Source organism: Kitasatospora kazusensis (assembly GCF_039529945.1).
GTDB classification, from domain to species: domain Bacteria; phylum Actinomycetota; class Actinomycetes; order Streptomycetales; family Streptomycetaceae; genus Kitasatospora; species Kitasatospora kazusensis.
The window spans coordinates 169,163-184,477 of record NZ_BAAANT010000006.1; the positions used below are offsets into that span (position 1 = coordinate 169,163).

12 protein-coding genes are annotated in these 15,315 nt (G+C 74.8%); 10 read left to right on the top strand and 2 right to left on the bottom strand.

The window, feature by feature from the left end:
• Positions 1-302: 302 nt before the first annotated feature.
• From ABD330_RS07750 to ABD330_RS07765, 4 genes are all read left to right on the top strand, one after another.
• A complete protein-coding gene (locus tag ABD330_RS07750) occupies positions 303-1,010 on the top strand; it encodes an SGNH/GDSL hydrolase family protein (RefSeq protein WP_344462214.1) in 708 nt (235 codons plus the stop codon).
• On the top strand, positions 1,007-2,143 hold the full coding sequence (locus tag ABD330_RS07755) for a methyltransferase (RefSeq protein WP_344462216.1): 1,137 nt from the start codon (positions 1,007-1,009) through the stop codon (positions 2,141-2,143). Before ABD330_RS07750 ends, ABD330_RS07755 begins: the two co-directional genes overlap by 4 nt.
• Before the next feature lie 17 nt (positions 2,144-2,160).
• On the top strand, positions 2,161-4,620 hold the full coding sequence (locus tag ABD330_RS07760; RefSeq protein WP_344462218.1) for a hypothetical protein: 2,460 nt from the start codon (positions 2,161-2,163) through the stop codon (positions 4,618-4,620).
• A gap of 108 nt (positions 4,621-4,728) precedes the next feature.
• On the top strand, positions 4,729-5,583 hold the full coding sequence (locus tag ABD330_RS07765) for an alpha/beta hydrolase (protein WP_344462220.1): 855 nt from the start codon (positions 4,729-4,731) through the stop codon (positions 5,581-5,583).
• 71 nt (positions 5,584-5,654) lie between these two features.
• On the opposite strand, the gene ABD330_RS07770 is transcribed toward ABD330_RS07765, so the two are convergent.
• Together ABD330_RS07770 and ABD330_RS07775 are read right to left on the bottom strand one after the other, a co-directional pair.
• A complete protein-coding gene (locus ABD330_RS07770) occupies positions 5,655-7,202 on the bottom strand; it encodes an FAD-binding oxidoreductase (protein ID WP_344462222.1) in 1,548 nt (515 codons plus the stop codon).
• A 154-nt stretch (positions 7,203-7,356) separates the two neighbouring features.
• Entirely contained in the window at positions 7,357-8,094 is a 738-nt protein-coding gene (locus ABD330_RS07775; protein ID WP_344462224.1) for a TetR/AcrR family transcriptional regulator, read from the bottom strand.
• A gap of 236 nt (positions 8,095-8,330) precedes the next feature.
• Here ABD330_RS07775 and ABD330_RS07780 point away from each other — a divergent pair, with 236 nt between their 5' ends.
• The 6 genes from ABD330_RS07780 to ABD330_RS07805 are packed head-to-tail and all read left to right on the top strand — an operon-like array spanning position 8,331 to position 15,294.
• Complete coding sequence (locus ABD330_RS07780; RefSeq protein WP_344462227.1) at positions 8,331-10,001, top strand: amidohydrolase; 1,671 nt, start codon at positions 8,331-8,333, stop codon at positions 9,999-10,001.
• 26 nt (positions 10,002-10,027) lie between these two features.
• A complete protein-coding gene (locus tag ABD330_RS07785) occupies positions 10,028-11,677 on the top strand; it encodes an ABC transporter substrate-binding protein (protein ID WP_344462229.1) in 1,650 nt (549 codons plus the stop codon).
• Positions 11,677-12,624 carry an ABC transporter permease gene (locus ABD330_RS07790; protein ID WP_344462231.1) on the top strand — a complete coding sequence of 316 codons (948 nt, stop codon included), beginning with the start codon at positions 11,677-11,679 and terminating at the stop codon, positions 12,622-12,624. The genes ABD330_RS07785 and ABD330_RS07790 overlap by 1 nt, the downstream gene beginning before the upstream one ends.
• Positions 12,621-13,523, top strand: a complete 903-nt coding sequence (locus ABD330_RS07795; protein WP_344462233.1) for an ABC transporter permease — start codon at positions 12,621-12,623, stop codon at positions 13,521-13,523. Before ABD330_RS07790 ends, ABD330_RS07795 begins: the two co-directional genes overlap by 4 nt.
• Entirely contained in the window at positions 13,520-14,524 is a 1,005-nt protein-coding gene (locus ABD330_RS07800) for an ABC transporter ATP-binding protein (protein WP_344462235.1), read from the top strand. Before ABD330_RS07795 ends, ABD330_RS07800 begins: the two co-directional genes overlap by 4 nt.
• Positions 14,521-15,294, top strand: coding sequence for an ABC transporter ATP-binding protein (locus tag ABD330_RS07805; RefSeq protein WP_344462237.1), 774 nt, complete (start codon positions 14,521-14,523; stop codon positions 15,292-15,294). The genes ABD330_RS07800 and ABD330_RS07805 overlap by 4 nt, the downstream gene beginning before the upstream one ends.
• Positions 15,295-15,315: the final 21 nt, after the last annotated feature.

Here is a 15,315-nt window from a genome sequence, read left to right on the forward strand (position 1 = left end):
GCCACCCGCATCCGGCTAATCGCGTACTGCGGCCCAGCTGGGCGGGCACCCGACACTCGCGGGCCCCGCCGGCCGGTGGCGCCGCGCCGCCGGTCCGGGCACCCGCCGGGCTGCTCCGGAGGAGCCGGGTCCGACGCCCGCCGCCACCGTCCGAACGGGGCTCGGCCACCCTCCTCAGGGGCGTCCGGTGAACATCCTGGAAAGGAGCAACTCGGCCCCCAAATTGACTGACCGATCGTGCTATAAATCCTGTGCCCGATAGCGCGCTGCGACCGACCCCGAACGGAATGCGAGTCGACGTCATGCTGAGCGAGCAAGCGAGCGGCGAGGCCGCCGACCCGTACTGCCTGCGCGAGGGAGAGGCGGCGAGAGTGCTGGCCGGCCACCCCTGGCAACGGTTCGTCGTCGTCGGGGACAGTGTCGCCGAAGGCATCGGAGACGCCGTGCCGGGCTACCCGGACGAGCCGTGGGCGGCCCGGATAGCCCGTGAACTGGCCGTCCACCGAACGGATTCGGTCTATCTCAACCTCGGCCGGCGCAACACCCCGGCGGCCCAGGTGCGGGCCACCCAGCTGGAGCCGGCGCTGGCCTTCCGGCCCGATCTGGCCCTGGTGGCCTGCGGCGGCTACGACATCCTGCGCCGGGTCTTCGACGCGGCCGCCCTGGAAGGGGAGCTGCGCGCCATCGTCGCCGCGCTCCGGGACCAGGGCAGCGACGTGATCACGGTGAGCATGTTCGGCGGCACCAGCTCACCGCGCCTCTCCGAGGCCGCGCGGCTGGAGCTGGAACACCGGCTGACCGCGCTGACCGCACTCACCCGTCGGCTCGCCGCCGAACTGGGCACCCTGCACGTCGACCTGGCGGGCCATCCGGCCTCCGCCACCGACATCTTCAGCCGGGACGGCCGGCACGGCAACCGCCGCTGCCACGCGATCTCGGCGGCCGAGGCGGTCCGCCGCCTCGGTGCCCACCTCTCGGCCACCACCCCCGCGACCGGAGCCGCCCGATGACCACGACGCCGACACCGCCGACATCGCAGACACCACAGCCGCCGACGGCCGGGACACCCACACCGGACGAGCGCTCCGCCCCCGGCTACGCCGACCGGACGGCGCTCTTCGAGGTGCTCACCGGCGGCTGGATCGCCCAGTGCTGCTACGCGCTGACCAAGCTCGGCGTGCCCGACCTGCTCGCCGACGGCCCCCGGCCGGTGACCGGGATCGCGGCCGCCACCGACAGCGACCCGCGGGCACTGCGGCGGGTGCTGAACGTCCTCGCGGCGGCCGGGCTGTTCCGCGACCACGGCCACGACAGCTTCGGGCTCACCCCCGCGACGCGGCTGCTCTGCACGCGGACCAACCGCTCCAGCGCGGTCGCCGCCGTGCTGTTCGGCGAGGAGGTGTACCAGTCGTTCGGGCAGATCCTGCACACCCTGCGGACCGGACGCCCGGCCTTCGAGCAGGTGCACGGCGCGCCGTTCTACAGCTACCTGGAGGACCACCCGGACACCGGCGCGGCCTTCTCGGCGGCGATGGGCACCGCCTCGGTGCCGACCGCGCTGGCCGCCTGCGACCTGACCGGGCTCGGCACCCTGGTGGACGTCGGCGGCGGCGACGGCGGCCTGCTCGCCCGGGTGCTGGCCCGGCACCCCGCCGCGCGCGGGGTGCTGGTCGAACTGCCCGAGGCCGTCGAGCAGGCGCGGGTAAAGCTGACCGCGGCCGGTCTGGCCGAGCGGGCCGAGTTCGCGGCCGGCAGCTTCTTCGACCCGCTGCCCAAGGGTGCCGACGTCTACACGCTGACCCGGGTGCTGCACAACTGGGACGACGAGCAGGCCCTCGCGATCCTGCGCCGGGTCCGCGAGGCGATTCCCGAGGGCGGCCGCCTGCTGGTGTTCGAGCGGCTGGAGGAGGAGCCCGGCGAGCCGGCGCCGCCGGCCTCCGAGCGTGCGGCGCAGGCCGTGTTCCAGGGCCGGCTGATCGACCTGCTGATGCTGGTCACGCTCGACGGCCACGACCGCACCGAGGCCGAGTACCGCGCCCTGCTCACCGCCGCCGGCTTCGAGGTCAGCGCGGTACGCGCCGCACCGCTGAGATCGGCCCGCGCGGAGAGCCTGATCGAAGCCGTGCCCTGCCCACTCCCATGACCGACCGGAGGTCAGCCATGCACAGCAGCGACCAGCCAGCAGCGCTGCCAGAGCGGCTGCTGGCGGTGAGTGTCGGCAAGGCCCCCGGGTTCCACGACACGGTCACCGCCGCCCTCGCCGACGCCCTCGGCGACCCGTCGGCCCACCCCGCCGGGTGGGCCGGGCACCACCCGGCCTACGGCGAGACCGTGCGCCGCGCACGCCGGTTCCTCGGCCGCGCGCTGGCCGGGCAGCAGGTCGAGCAGGTGCGCGTGGACACCCTGTCCGAGGTCGCCGACGCGCTCCGCGAAGCGGTCGACGGCGGCCGCCCGGCCACCCTGGCCCTGCTGCTGGTGGACGCCGTCGGGGCGGGGCTGAGCGCCGATCCGCTCACCGAGACGGTCGGACCGGCCCTGCACGAGCTGCGGGCCGGGCTGCCGCAGGACGTACGGGCCGACCTGTCGGCGTACACCGTGCAGGTGTACGCGGACGACGCGGGCGCGCCGGAGCGGGCCCGGCTGGCGCCGCCGTACACCGTCCGGCGGCTGCCCGGCGAACCCTGGCTGCTGGCGGCCGACGTGGTGCGGGCGCTGGCGGACTTCGCCCAGTTCCACGACGCGGCGGACGTGCTGCGCGAGACCGCGCCGCCCGCGCGGGCACTGGCCGACGCGCTCACCGGCTTCCTGGCCGCGCGGGCCGGCACCGCCTGGGGGCTGCACTACTACACCGGCTCCCTGGTCACCGGCCTGATCGGGGAGCTGGAGCAGACGGCGGAGCGGTCCGGGAACCCGGTGCTGCGCGGCCCGAGCGAGCACGGCCTGGCCTGCGGGGCGCTGGCGCGCTGGCAGCTGGACGGGGCGCCGTTCCTGATCGTGGTCACCAACGGGATGGTGGACGAGTTCCGCGGGACGCTCGCCAACCTGCGCGAGGCCCGGGCGCGCGGGTTCATCGTCTGCGCCGACTCCGAGTCCGACGCCTGGTTCCCCTTCCAGGGCACCGTGCACGGCGCGGAGGACTCCCGCGAGGTGCTGCGGGCCCGGCGGCTGCGCTCCTGCTACCTCGACGACCCGGCCCGGCTGCCGCAGGACCTCGCCGAGGCGTTCGAGGCGTACGAGGCCGACCAGGGGCCGGTGGTGCTGCTGGTGTCCCGCGCGGTCCTGGACGCGCCGGTGTCGGAGCCCGTCCCGGTCCCGCCGCCGCGCCCGGCCGCCGTCCTGCGGGTGGCCGAGGGCACCCTGGCCGAGGTGGCGCGGCTGGTCGGCCGGGAACCGGTCCGGATGCTCTGGCAGTGCGGCACGCTGGACCGGGAGGAGCGCGAACTGACCTACGACATCGCCCGCTCGGCCGGCCTCGCGCTGGCCGACTCGCCCATCCGACCGGGCAGCGTGGCCCGCTACCGGGACGGCGAGCGGGTGCCCGAGTACCTGGGGACGTTCGGCATGTTCGGCTGCTCGGCCCGGGTGCACGACTACCTGCACCGCGACGGCCGGCTGCGCCGCAAGAACGAGCAGTCGGTGCTGTTCCTGAAGAGCCGGATCGCCGAGCTGACGACGCCGTTCACCCCGCGGGTGCTCGACCGGGGGCTGCACATCGTGCAGGTCACCCACGACCCCGCGCACCTGGCCCCGTTCGCCGACCTCCCGGTGCCCGCCGACGCCCGTACCTTCCTGCGCGAGCTGCGCGAACGGCTGTCGGTCGCGCCGGAGGTGCTGGCCCTGCGGCAGCGCGCCATCGCCGAGACGCGCGACAGCGCCTCCGACATGGTGCACCAACTGCCGCTGCTGCCGATGAGCCCCAACTACTTCTTCCACCGGCTCGGCGCCGTCCTGGACGACCTGATCGTCCACCAGGGCTACACCTACACCGGCCTGTACGACGTCGGCCGGGGGGCCATGTCGGCCATCCGCAACCTGCCGCGCACCGGCCCGGGCTTCTCCGGCTGGTACGGCCGGGCGCTGATGGGCGACGCGCTCCAGGCCGCGCCCGCCGTGGCGCTCACCCGCGAGGGCAACGTGCTGGCGTTCGTCGGGGACGGCGCGCTGGGGCTCGTCCCCGACATCGTGCCCACTCTGGTCCAGCAGGCCGTCCTGTACGGGGCCAGGCCCGGCGGGAACCTGAGCGTGTTCCGGCTGGTGGACGGCGGCCACTCGGTGATCCGCACCTACCGGGAGACCCAGAGCGGCGCCACCGCCGACCGGCAGACCCGGATCCTGCACCTGCTGGAGCCCGAAGGGCGCCAGCACTACGGCCCGCTGACGGTGACGCACCGCCACATCGGCGACATCGCCGACTCGGAGGACGAGCTCAGGGCGCGGCTCCAGGAGCCCGGGGTCGTCGACCTGTACTCGGTGCTGCTGTCCCACAACAACGAGGGCGACGGGATGAACCTCGCCGGAGCCTCCGGCTGGCAGCGCGACGACCTGCCCGAACTCGCCTTCACCATCGCCCGCGCCGCCCGCAGGGCCGGGCAGTCCGCCCGGCGGCGCAGCGGCCGGTAGCACCGCGCGAGGCCCTGAACCGTCCGACGACCCGAAAGACCGTGCCGGCGCCACGAACCGGCGGCTCGCGGAGCCTTCCGGCGAGCCGCCCGCCCAGGAGGACAGGACATGCTCCCCAGCTCAGCGGCGCTCTCCGCCGTGCTCAACACCGCCTCGTACCTCGCCCCCGGCCCGGCGGGCCGGGCGGCCTTCCGGGTCTTCCGGCTGCCGTTGGCCCGCAGCAGACCCCGCGAAGCCGAGGCCGCGCTGATGGCGCGCGCGGAGGTGGGCCGGCTGGACGTGAACGGGGAATCGGTGGTGACCTACCGGTGGGGCGACGGCGCCCGACCCGTCCTGCTGGTGCACGGCTGGCGCTCCCGGGGCTCCCGGCTGGCCCTGTTCGCCGCCGGGCTGCTGGAGCGCGGCTACAGCCCGGTCGCCTTCGACGCCCCCGGCCACGGCGACTCCACCGGCCGCACCACGACGGTGGTGGAGTACCGCGAGGCGATCCGCCTGCTCCACGACCTGTACGGCCCGTTCGAGGCGGTGGTGGCGCACTCCGTCGGGGTGATGGCCTCCTTCCTCGCACTGCGCGACGGGGTGCGGGCCGACCGGCTGGCCGCGATCGGCGGGGTCTGCGAGTTCGAGTACCTGGTCGACGAGTTCTGCACCGCGCTGCGGCTGCGCCCCCGGCTCCGGCAGGAGCTGCGCCGGCTGATCGAGCAGCGGCTGTTCCCCGGCGAGCCGGACTTCTGGACCCGCTTCTCGGTCGTCCACGACCCCGAGGCCGTGAAGATACCGCTGCTGGTCGTCCACGACGAGCAGGACGAGCTGGTCGGCGTGGACCAGGCCCGCCGGATCGCCGCCGCCTACGGCGACCGCGCCCGGCTGGTCACCACCCGCGGGCTGGGCCACCAGCGGATCCTGGCCGGCCCCGAGGTGGTGGCCGCCGTCCTGGACTTCGTGACCGGCAGCGCGGACTGACGGCTCCGCAGACCGGCCGCACCGCAGGGGCCCGCCGCGTACCGGCGGGCCCCTGCGGTGTGCGGGCGGGCTCAGCCGCAGGTCACCGACTGCGGGAAGGCGAACACCGCGTCCGGGTCGTACCGCCGCGACACCGACTGCAGCCGGTCCAGGTTGGCCCCGTAGTACGCCCGCCCCCAGTCGGGCAGCGTCGCGTCGATGTAGTTCACGTACGCGCCGGTGGCGCCCAGCTCCGCCAGGCCGTCGCGGACCGCGTCCACCGACTCGGTCACCGCCGCCTGCCCGGCCGCGGTCGCGCTCGCGTAGACCTGCGCGCTGGCCAGCGACGAGCGGTGCGGGAAGGCCGTCGCGTCCGGGGCGAGCTGTGACACGGCGCCGCCCAGCGAGTCCAGCAGCAGGTCCACCCCCGTCCGCCCGGCCATCAGGTCCGTCACCCGGCCCGCGTCCAGCGCGGTGGGGCCGAGCATCCGCGAGACCGCCACGAACGAGGAACGCGGCAGCACGCCGCCCTCCGAGACCAGGTGGCACTGCGCGATGGTGTCGTTGGCGCAGCCGGCCATGTACTTCATCGCGTCGAGGTAGTTCTTCGGCAGCACGCTGCGCGTGCTCGGCTGCACACCGGCCGCCGCGAACAGCTGGTCCAGCAGCTGGTTGGCCTCGCTCTCGGCGCCCACGTAGCAGCCGACGATCCGGCAGCTCGGCGGATCGCCGCCGGAGAGCTGGCAGGTGGTCCACATCTCGAACGGCGTCCCGGCGATCCACTGCTGCCAGGCCCCGACCACCGCGGTGGCCGAGCCCGCGGGGAAGCCCAGCGAGAAGACCGTCAGCCCGGGGGCCGGCTCGGTCCGGAAGGTGAACTCGCAGACCACGCCGAAGTTGCCGCCGCCACCGCCACGCAGCGCCCAGTACAGGTCGGGCTCGGAATCCGGCGAGGCTTCGAGCAGGGACGAGTCGGCGGTGACCACCTGCGCGGCGGCCAGCCGGTCGCAGGTCAGGCCGTACTTGCGGGCCAGCACGCCGATCCCGCCGCCCAGGGCGAGTCCGCCGATGCCGACGGTGGGGCAGGAACCGGCCGGGAGCAGCCGGCCGGCCTGGGCGAGGGCCGCGTAGACCTCGATCAGCCGGGCGCCGGCCCCCACCACCGCGGTGCCGTCGGGCCGTACCCGCACCCGGGCCATCGGGCGCAGGTCCATCACCAGCCCGCCGGCGGGGACGCTGTAGCCGAGGTAGCTGTGTCCGCCGCTGCGCGCGGCGATCGGGATGCCGTGCCCGCGGGCCACGTCCAGACAGGCCCGGACGTCCGACGGTGAGGTGCAGCGGGCCACGGCGGCGGGGAACTGGCCGTCGTTCAGTTCGTTGTAGCCGAGCCGGGCCTCGCCGTAGCCCTGGTCGGCGGGCAGCAGCAGCCGGCCGTCCAGCCGGGTGCGCAGCGCCTGCCAGTCGGGCGGCAGGACCGCCCCCGACCGGGCCCGGGCCGGCCAGGCGTCGACCGCCGACGGCCCGCCGGCGCCGGTCCCGGGCCCGGCGCGGTCCAGCGCCGCCGCCCGTTGGGCTCCGGCCACCAGCACCGCGCCGCCGGCGCCCAGCGCCGCCAGGAACCGCCGTCGGTCGATCGTCATGTGCCTGCTTCTCCCAGCTGGTCCACGCGGGCCGCGCACGCCGCGCGGCCGACTTCGCGGCCATCCTCGCCCGCTGCCCGGGGCAGGGCCTGCGGGGCTGCGCCGTTCGGCGCACGGGGGTGCCTGCTCGGCGGGCTCGGGCGGACCGGCGGGCTCAGGCGGACCGGCCGGCTCCGGCGGACCCGTCCCGCGCGCGGTCGATCCGCAGGGCGACACCGTCCAGGAAGGTCCCCAGGATCATCCGGAACACCTCGCCGTCGTCCCGGAAGAGTTCGGTCAGCCGGGGCGCGCTCCGGTGCAGCAGGGGGAACTCGGCCTCCGGGAGCATGCCGTACTTGACCGCCCAGGCCGCCTCGTCCTTGGCCTGGGTCGCCGGGTCGAGCGAGCTGAAGGCCGCCGTGTACTGCGTCATCGCCAGGGTGAGGTCGACCAGTTGGCGGTAGCACTCGGCCGCCTCGATCACCGGCAGGCCGGCCCGGTGCAGCACCGAGATGAGCAGTTCGACGCTGCGGGTCTCGGCCGGGCTCGCGGTGGTGCGGGCCGCCGCCAGGATGGCGACCACGGGCCGGGCCAGGTAACTCGCCCGGATGCTCTCGGCGGTCACGGTGAGCCAGGCCCGCCAGTCGTCGGACGGGCCGTCGGGCAGCGCGGCGCGGGCCAGCTCGACGCCCTCGGCGACGGTCAGTTCGGTGAGGGCGAGGACCAGGTCGTCCTTGTCGCGGAAGTGCCGGTAGACGGCGGTCGGGTCCGCGCCCAGCTCCTTGCCGAGCCGGCTGAAGGTGAGCTGGCCGCCCCCCTCGGGGGAGCAGAGCCGCAGGGCGGCCTCCAGGATCGACTCGCGCGTGAGCGCCGCCCGCCGCTTGGACGTCGGCCGCTCCGCCTGCTCTGCCACTCGGGCCTCCACGCTATCTCTCCTCGTCACTGTTCCCGGGTCGCCCGGGATCTCCGCCCCCGGACCGGCCGGTCCTGGTGCGGCGCTTCATCCGATCGTAACTGCGCACCCTTGTCAACGGCATTGACATCGACATTGTCACCGGCTTTGCTTCTCCACACATCCGGCAGCGCCGCCCCGGCCCTCCCCCGCCCTCCGGCCGTGAGCGAGCCCTCCCCCCATGCTCTGGAGCACCCGTGCACCGTGATCACCACCCAGCAGACCTGGTCTTTCTCGGCGGACCGGTCTACACCGTCGATCCGGCCCGCTCCTGGGCCGGCGCAGTCGCCGTCCGCGACGGACGCATCGTCACCGTCGGCCGGGACCAGGACGTCCGCCCGCTGGTCGGCCCGGACACCGAAGTCGTCGACCTGGCCGGCCGGCTGCTGCTGCCCGGCTTCCAGGACGCCCACGTCCACCCCGTGCTGGCCGGCACCACCCTGCGCACCTGCGACCTGCACGAGCTGGGCACCGCCGAGGAGTACGCCGCCGCCGTCGCGGCCTACGCCGCCGCCCGCCCCGAAGCCGCCTGGATCACCGGCGGCGGCTGGAGCATGGAGGCCTTCCCCGGCGGCACCCCGCACCGCTCGCTGCTGGACGGCATCGCCGCCGTCCGCGACCGCCCGGTCGCCCTGCCCAACCGCGACGGCCACGGCCTGTGGGCCAACAGCCGTGCCCTGGAGATCGCCGGCATCGACGCGGACACCCCCGACCCGGCCGACGGCCGGATCGAGCGGGACGCCGACGGCACCCCGACCGGCATGCTCCAGGAGGGCGCGGCCGAGCTGGTCACCCGGCACGTCCCCGCCACCTCCGAGGAGGACCGCTACCAGGGGCTGCTGGCCGGCCAGGCCTACCTGCACTCCTTCGGCATCACCGGCTGGCAGGACGCCGCCGTCGGCGCGGCCTTCGGCCCCGGCGACGTCTACGGCGCCTACCTGCGCGCCGACCGCGAGGGCACGCTCACCGCCCGGGTCCGCGCCGCGCAGTGGTGGGACCGCGAGGGCGGCCTGGAGCAGCTGGCCGGCTTCCGGGAGCGCCGGGCCGAGGCCGCGCGGGGCGGCGGGCGGTTCAGCGCCGGCACCGTGAAGATGATGCTCGACGGCGTCGCCGAGAACCACACCGCGGCCATGCTGGAGCCCTACCTGGACGGCTGCGGCTGCTCCTCCGGCAACACGGGCCTGGACTTCGTCGACCCCGGGAAGCTGGGCGGCTACGTCGCCGGGCTGGACGCCGCCGGCTTCCAGGTGCACTTCCACGCCCTGGGCGACCGTGCCGTGCGGCTGGCGCTGGACGCCGTCGAGGAGGCGCTGCGCCGCAACGGCGACCTCGGCAACCGCCACCACCTGGCGCACCTCCAGGTGGTCCACCCCGACGACGTCGCGCGCTTCCGCCGGCTCGGCGCGACCGCCAACATGCAGCCGCTGTGGGCCTGCCACGAGCCGCAGATGGACGAGCTCACCATCCCGTTCCTCGGCGAGCGCCGGTCCGGCTGGCAGTACCCGTTCGGCTCGCTGCTGCGGGCCGGCGCGATGCTCGCCGCGGGCAGCGACTGGTCCGTCAGCACGCCCGATGTGATGGCCGGCGTGCACGTGGCCGTCAACCGCACCGGCGAGGAGGAGCCGGAGCGGGTCTTCGGCCCCGAGGAGCGGATCGACCTGGGTTCCGCGCTCGCCGCCTACACGGCCGGCACCGCGCGGGTGAACCACCTCGACGCGCTGACCGGATCCGTCCAGGCCGGCAAGCTCGCCGACCTGGTCGTGCTCGACCGCAACCCCTTCGACGGCCCGAGCCAGGCCATCGCCGGGACCCGGGTGCTGCGCACCTACGTCCAGGGCGAGCTGGTCCACGCCGCCGCGTCCGCATGAGAGCCCCGAGACCGAGGAGATCCGAAGTGAACACCAGACTGCTGCGTGCCGCCGTCTCCGGTTCGGCCGTGGTCCTGCTGGCCGCCGCGTGCGGCCCGGGCTCCACCGCCCAGAAGGCGGGCACCGAGAGCAACTTCTCCACCGCGCAGGTGACCACCGCGCCGGGGACGGGGAAGCTGACCGACCTCGCCTGGTCCGGCGACTACCGCGCGCCGTACTCCGAGGACCCGGTCAAGACCGCCGACTACCCGGAGGAGACCGTCCTCGGCAACGTCTGCGAGCCGCTGATCCGGGTGGCGGCCGACTACTCGATGCACCCGGGCGTCGCCGCCTCCTGGTCCCAGCCCGACCCGAAGCACGTCGTGCTCCAGCTGGACCCGCGTGCCAGGTTCAGCGACGGCAGGCCGGTCACCGCCGAGGACGTCGTCTACAGCCTGACCCGCAACCTCGACCCGGCCGTGGCCAGCAACTACGCCGACGCCTACAACGACGTCGACACCGTCACGGCCACCGGCCCGGCGCAGGTGACGGTCGCTCTGACCAAGCCGGACTACATCTTCGTCCGCAACCTCGGCACCCTCGGCGCGGCGGTGGTCGAGAAGGCCTTCGCGGTCAAGGCGGGCGCCGGCTTCGGCAACGCCGGCACCGGTGTCGTCTGCACCGGCCCGTACACGGTGCAGTCCTTCGACGGCACCAACCAGATGGTGCTGAAGAGGAACCCGGACTACTGGGACCCGGGCCACGCCGGCAAGGCGGACACGGTGACCTTCAAGTTCCTCGCCGACCCCTCGGCGCTGGCCAACGCGCTCTCCTCGGGCTCCCTCCAGGGCGCCTTCGACCTGCAGACCTCGACCATCGCGCAGTTGAGCAAGGCGGCGGCCGGGAAGCTGTACATCGGCGGAGCGGGCTCCACCACGCAGAACGTCGACCTGGCCGTCTCCAGCCTGACCGGCGGCCTGGCCGACGCCCGCACCCGGCAGGCGCTGAGCATGGCCATCGACCGCGCGGGCATCGCCAAGGCGATCTACGCCGGCGCGGCCGACCCGCTCTACGCCGTGGCCGGACCGGGCTTCTGGCTGCACGACCCGGCGGCCTCCACCTACCGGGCCGCCTACGACCAGCTCTCCAAGGCCCCCGACCTGGCGGCCGCCACCAAGCTGGTGCAGCAGGCCGGCGCGGCCGGCAAGCAGATCACCCTCGCGTACGCGGCGGGCACGCCCTCCCAGGCACAGCTGGCCCAGGTGCTGCAGCAGACCGGCCGGGCGATCGGGCTGGACATCAAGATCACCGGGCTGCCCGACCAGCAGTACGGCAGCCTGTTCACCGACCCGAAGGCCCGCGCCGCCTACGACGGCTTCCTGACGATCAACTACCTGGAGTTCCCCGAGGCCGCGACGATGTACGCGAGCTTCGCCACGGCGAGCGGCGTGCAGAACTTCAACGGCTACGCCAACCCCGCCGTGCAGGCCGCGCTCGACGCCGCGCAGGCCACCGACGACCCGGCGGCGCGCGCCGCGCAGGTGCTCAAGGCGCAGGCGGTCCTCGGCCAGGACCTGCCCTGGATCCCGATCGTCCAGCCCCGCGCACTGCTGTTCCAGAGCAAGGCGGTCACCGGCGCGCCGCTGACCTTCTCCTACCTGGACAACTCCTGGGTCACCGCCGTGGGGGCACCCTGATGGGGCGGCTGCTGCTGCGCCGCCTCGGCGGGCTGGCCACGACGCTGCTGCTGTCGAGCCTGGTGATCTTCGGCAGTCTCTACCTCGCGCCCGGCAGCCCCGAGAACGTGCTCTTCGGCAGCCGGATGCCCGCCGCCGCCGCGCGGGCGGCGGCGCGGCACCGGCTGCACCTGGACCAGCCGCTGCCGGTCCGCTACTGGGACTGGCTGACCGGCGTCCTGCACGGCGACCTCGGCACCTCGATGGTCACCGGCCAGCCGGTCGCGGACCGGATCGGCGCGGGGCTCGGCACCACCCTGCTGCTGGTGCTGCTGACGATGCTGCTGGTCGTGGTCGTGGGGCCGGCGCTGGGCCTCGCCGCCGCACTGCTGCCCGGCCGGGTCGACGCCGTGGTCAGCTCGCTGACCTCGGTGTCGGTCACCGTCCCGCCGTTCGTCGCCTCGACGCTGCTGATCTCGGTGTTCGCGGTGCGGCTGGGCTGGTTCCCGGCCTCGGGGCTCGGGGACGGCCTCGGCGGGGAGATCGGCGGGCTGGTGCTGCCGGCCTGCGCCATGGCGGTGCTCTCCTGCGGGTTCCTCGGCCGGGTGACCCGCAACGCGGTCCGCGAGCAGGTGGAACGCGAGCACGTGCAGACCGCGCTGGTGCGCGGCCTGCCCAGGCTGGTCGTACTCCGCAGCCACGTGCTGCGCAACGCGCTGGCGCCGATCGTGACCGCCGTGGGGCTGCTCACCGCCGGGACCTTCGCCTCCACGCTGGTGGTCGAGTCGGCCTTCGCGGTACCCGGCATCGGGCAGTTGACCATCCAGTCGGTCGCCCAGAAGGACTTCCCGGTCGTCCAGGCCGTCGCCCTGCTGCTGGTCGGCGCGTTCGTACTGTGCAACGCCGCGAGCGACCTGGTCCAGGCCGTCGTCGACCCGCGGCTGCGCGAGACAGGGAGCACCTCGTGAAGAAGACGCTCGTACGGACGGCCCGCAGGACGGCCGGGCGGCTGGGCCGCTCCGGGATCGCCTCGGCGGTGTTCCTGCTGCTGGTCCTCGCGGTGGCGGTGGCCGCGCCGCTGCTCGCGCCGCAGGACCCGAACCGGGGCAGCCTGCTGGACGCGTACGGCGGCCCGTCCGGCGCACACCTGCTGGGCGCGGACGGGATCGGGCGCGACCTGCTCAGCCGGCTGGTGTTCGGGGCGCGGACCAGCCTGCTCGGCCCGGTCCTGGTGGTCGGTGTCTCGCTGCTGGCCGGCATCCCGCTGGCCCTCGCCGCGAGCTGGTACGGCGGCTGGGTGGACGCGGTGGTGGCGCGGGTCTTCGACCTGGTCTACGCGCTGCCCGGGCTGCTGCTCGCGGTGCTGGCCGTCGCCCTGTTCGGGCCCGGCCTCACCCCGGCGGTCGCCGCGCTGTCGGTCGCGTACGTGCCGTTCCTGGCCCGGATCGTCCGGGCGGCGGCGCGCCAGCAGCGGGTCAGCCCGTACGTCGACGCGCTCGCGGTGCAGGGCTTCGGCGTGCTGCGGATCACGGCCGGGCACATCCTGCGCAACATCGCGCCGGTCGTGGCGGGCCAGGCCGCGATCGCCTTCGGCTACGCACTCCTGGACCTCGCCTCGCTCTCCTACCTGGGGCTGGCCGTCCAGGCGCCGACACCCGACTGGGGCGTCATGGTCAGCGACGGCGACGCGCTGCTGAAGGGCTACTGGCTGCCGGTCCTCGCCCCCGGCCTGCTGATCGTCCTCACCGTGCTCGCACTCACCGTGCTCGGCGCGCGGATCAGCGGCGACAAGCCACCGGGCTACCTGAAGCGCCGGGGGCGGTCCGCCGCCCCCGCGGACCGAACTGCCGTGGGAGCCGCCGCATGACCGCCGTACCGCTGCTGGAACTGTCCGGCCTGACCGTCGACTTCGCCACCGAGGACGGCGGCTCGCGCACCCTGCTGGCCGGCCTCGACCTGACCCTGGCACCCGGCGAGGCGCTGGGCCTGGTCGGCGAGTCGGGCTCGGGGAAGTCGATGACCGTCCGCGCCGTCACCCGCCTGCTGCCACCTGCTGCCACCGCCTCCGGCACGGTCCGCTTCGAGGGCCGGGACGTCGGCGCGATGGACGCCGCCGCCCTGCGCGGCTACCGCGACAGCGGCGTCGGCCTGGTCTTCCAGGACCCGCGCGCCCACATCAACCCGACCCGCCGGATCGGCGCGTTCCTGACCGAGGCGCTGCGGCACAACCGCGGCCTGGGCAGGCGCGAGGCGCTGGCCCGGGCCGAGGCGGCGCTGGCCGAGGTCGGCCTCGACGACCCGGCCCGCCGGCTGCGCCAGTACCCGCACGAGGTCTCCGGCGGCATGCTGCAACGCGTGATGATCGCGTCCGTGCTGCTGGCCAAGCCCCGGCTGGTGCTGGCCGACGAGCCGACCACCGCCCTGGACGTCACCGTCCAGCGCGAAGTCGTCGCCGTCCTGGACCGGTTGCGCCGCGAACGGGGCATGGGCATGGTCTTCATCACCCACGACCTGGACCTCGCCCTGGCCGTGTGCGGGCGGGTCGCGGTCATGTACGCGGGGCGGATCGTCGAACTCCGCTCCGCCGACACCCTGCACGAGCGTGCCGCCCACCCCTACACGCTCGGGCTGCTCGGTTCGCGCCCGTCGGTCGACGTGCGGGCGGAGCGCCTCACGGCCGTCCCCGGCCGGCCGGTCTCCGCCTTCGAGGCCGGGCCCGGGTGCGCGTTCGCGCCGCGCTGCGCGTTCGCGGCCCCGGTCTGCGAGGCAGCGCCCCCGGCACTGCTGCCCTTCGACGGCGGACTGGTGCGCTGCGCCCGGGCCGAGGAGATCCACGCGGTACGAACGAGCAAGGAGGCCACGGCGTGAACGCGGTGGAAGTGCGGGATCTCAACAAGTTCTTCAAGGGCCACCACGCGGTCGCCGACGTCGGCTTCGACATCCCGGCGGGCGGCTCGCTCGGCATCGTGGGCGAGTCCGGATCGGGCAAGACCACGATCGCCCGGATGCTGGTCGGGCTGGAGTGCCCGACCAGCGGCAGCATCACCGTACTCGGCCGTGACCGCAGCCGCCCGGCTCGCGGGAGCTCCGAACGGGGCTCCCGGGCCAAGGAGTTGCAGATCGTCTTCCAGGACCCGTACACCTCGCTGGATCCGCAGCAGAGCGTGCGGTCGGCCGTCGACGAAGTCCTGCGCCATCACGGCGGCCGCACCGCGCCGGAGCGCGCGGCCAGGCTCGACGAGCTGGTCGACCAGGTCGGCCTGACGATGCGTCAGGCCCTGGCGCGCCCGCGCGACCTGTCCGGCGGCCAGCGCCAGCGCGTCGCGATCGCACGGGCACTGGCCGCCGGGCCGCGCGTCCTGGTACTGGACGAGGCGGTCTCCGCCCTGGACGTCTCCATCCAGGCGCAGATCCTCAACCTGCTCGCGGACATCCGCGCCGAGACCGGGATCGCCTACCTGCTGATCTCCCACGACCTGGCGGTGGTCAGGCAGTTGTGCGACACCGTACTCGTCCTGCGGCGCGGGCGGGTGGTCGAACAGGGCGACTGCGCGCGCGTCCTGGACGATCCGGCGGAGGCGTACACCAGGGCCCTGCGGGCAGCCGTCCCCGTCCAGGGCTGGAGAGCGGCCGGCTGAGACCGGGCCCGCACCGCCGCG

What these genes read in the sequence shown, in the direction of transcription:
- ABD330_RS07765 (WP_344462220.1), top strand. Translation starts at nt 4,729, where the DNA reads ATGCTCCCCAGCTCAGCGGCGCTCTCCGCCGTGCTCAACACCGCCTCG.
- ABD330_RS07760 (WP_344462218.1), top strand. Translation starts at nt 2,161, where the DNA reads ATGCACAGCAGCGACCAGCCAGCAGCGCTGCCAGAGCGGCTGCTGGCG.
- ABD330_RS07800 (WP_344462235.1), top strand. Translation starts at nt 13,520, where the DNA reads ATGACCGCCGTACCGCTGCTGGAACTGTCCGGCCTGACCGTCGACTTC.
- ABD330_RS07770 (WP_344462222.1), bottom strand. Translation starts at nt 7,202, where the DNA reads ATGACGATCGACCGACGGCGGTTCCTGGCGGCGCTGGGCGCCGGCGGC.
- ABD330_RS07755 (WP_344462216.1), top strand. Translation starts at nt 1,007, where the DNA reads ATGACCACGACGCCGACACCGCCGACATCGCAGACACCACAGCCGCCG.
- ABD330_RS07750 (WP_344462214.1), top strand. Translation starts at nt 303, where the DNA reads ATGCTGAGCGAGCAAGCGAGCGGCGAGGCCGCCGACCCGTACTGCCTG.
- ABD330_RS07790 (WP_344462231.1), top strand. Translation starts at nt 11,677, where the DNA reads ATGGGGCGGCTGCTGCTGCGCCGCCTCGGCGGGCTGGCCACGACGCTG.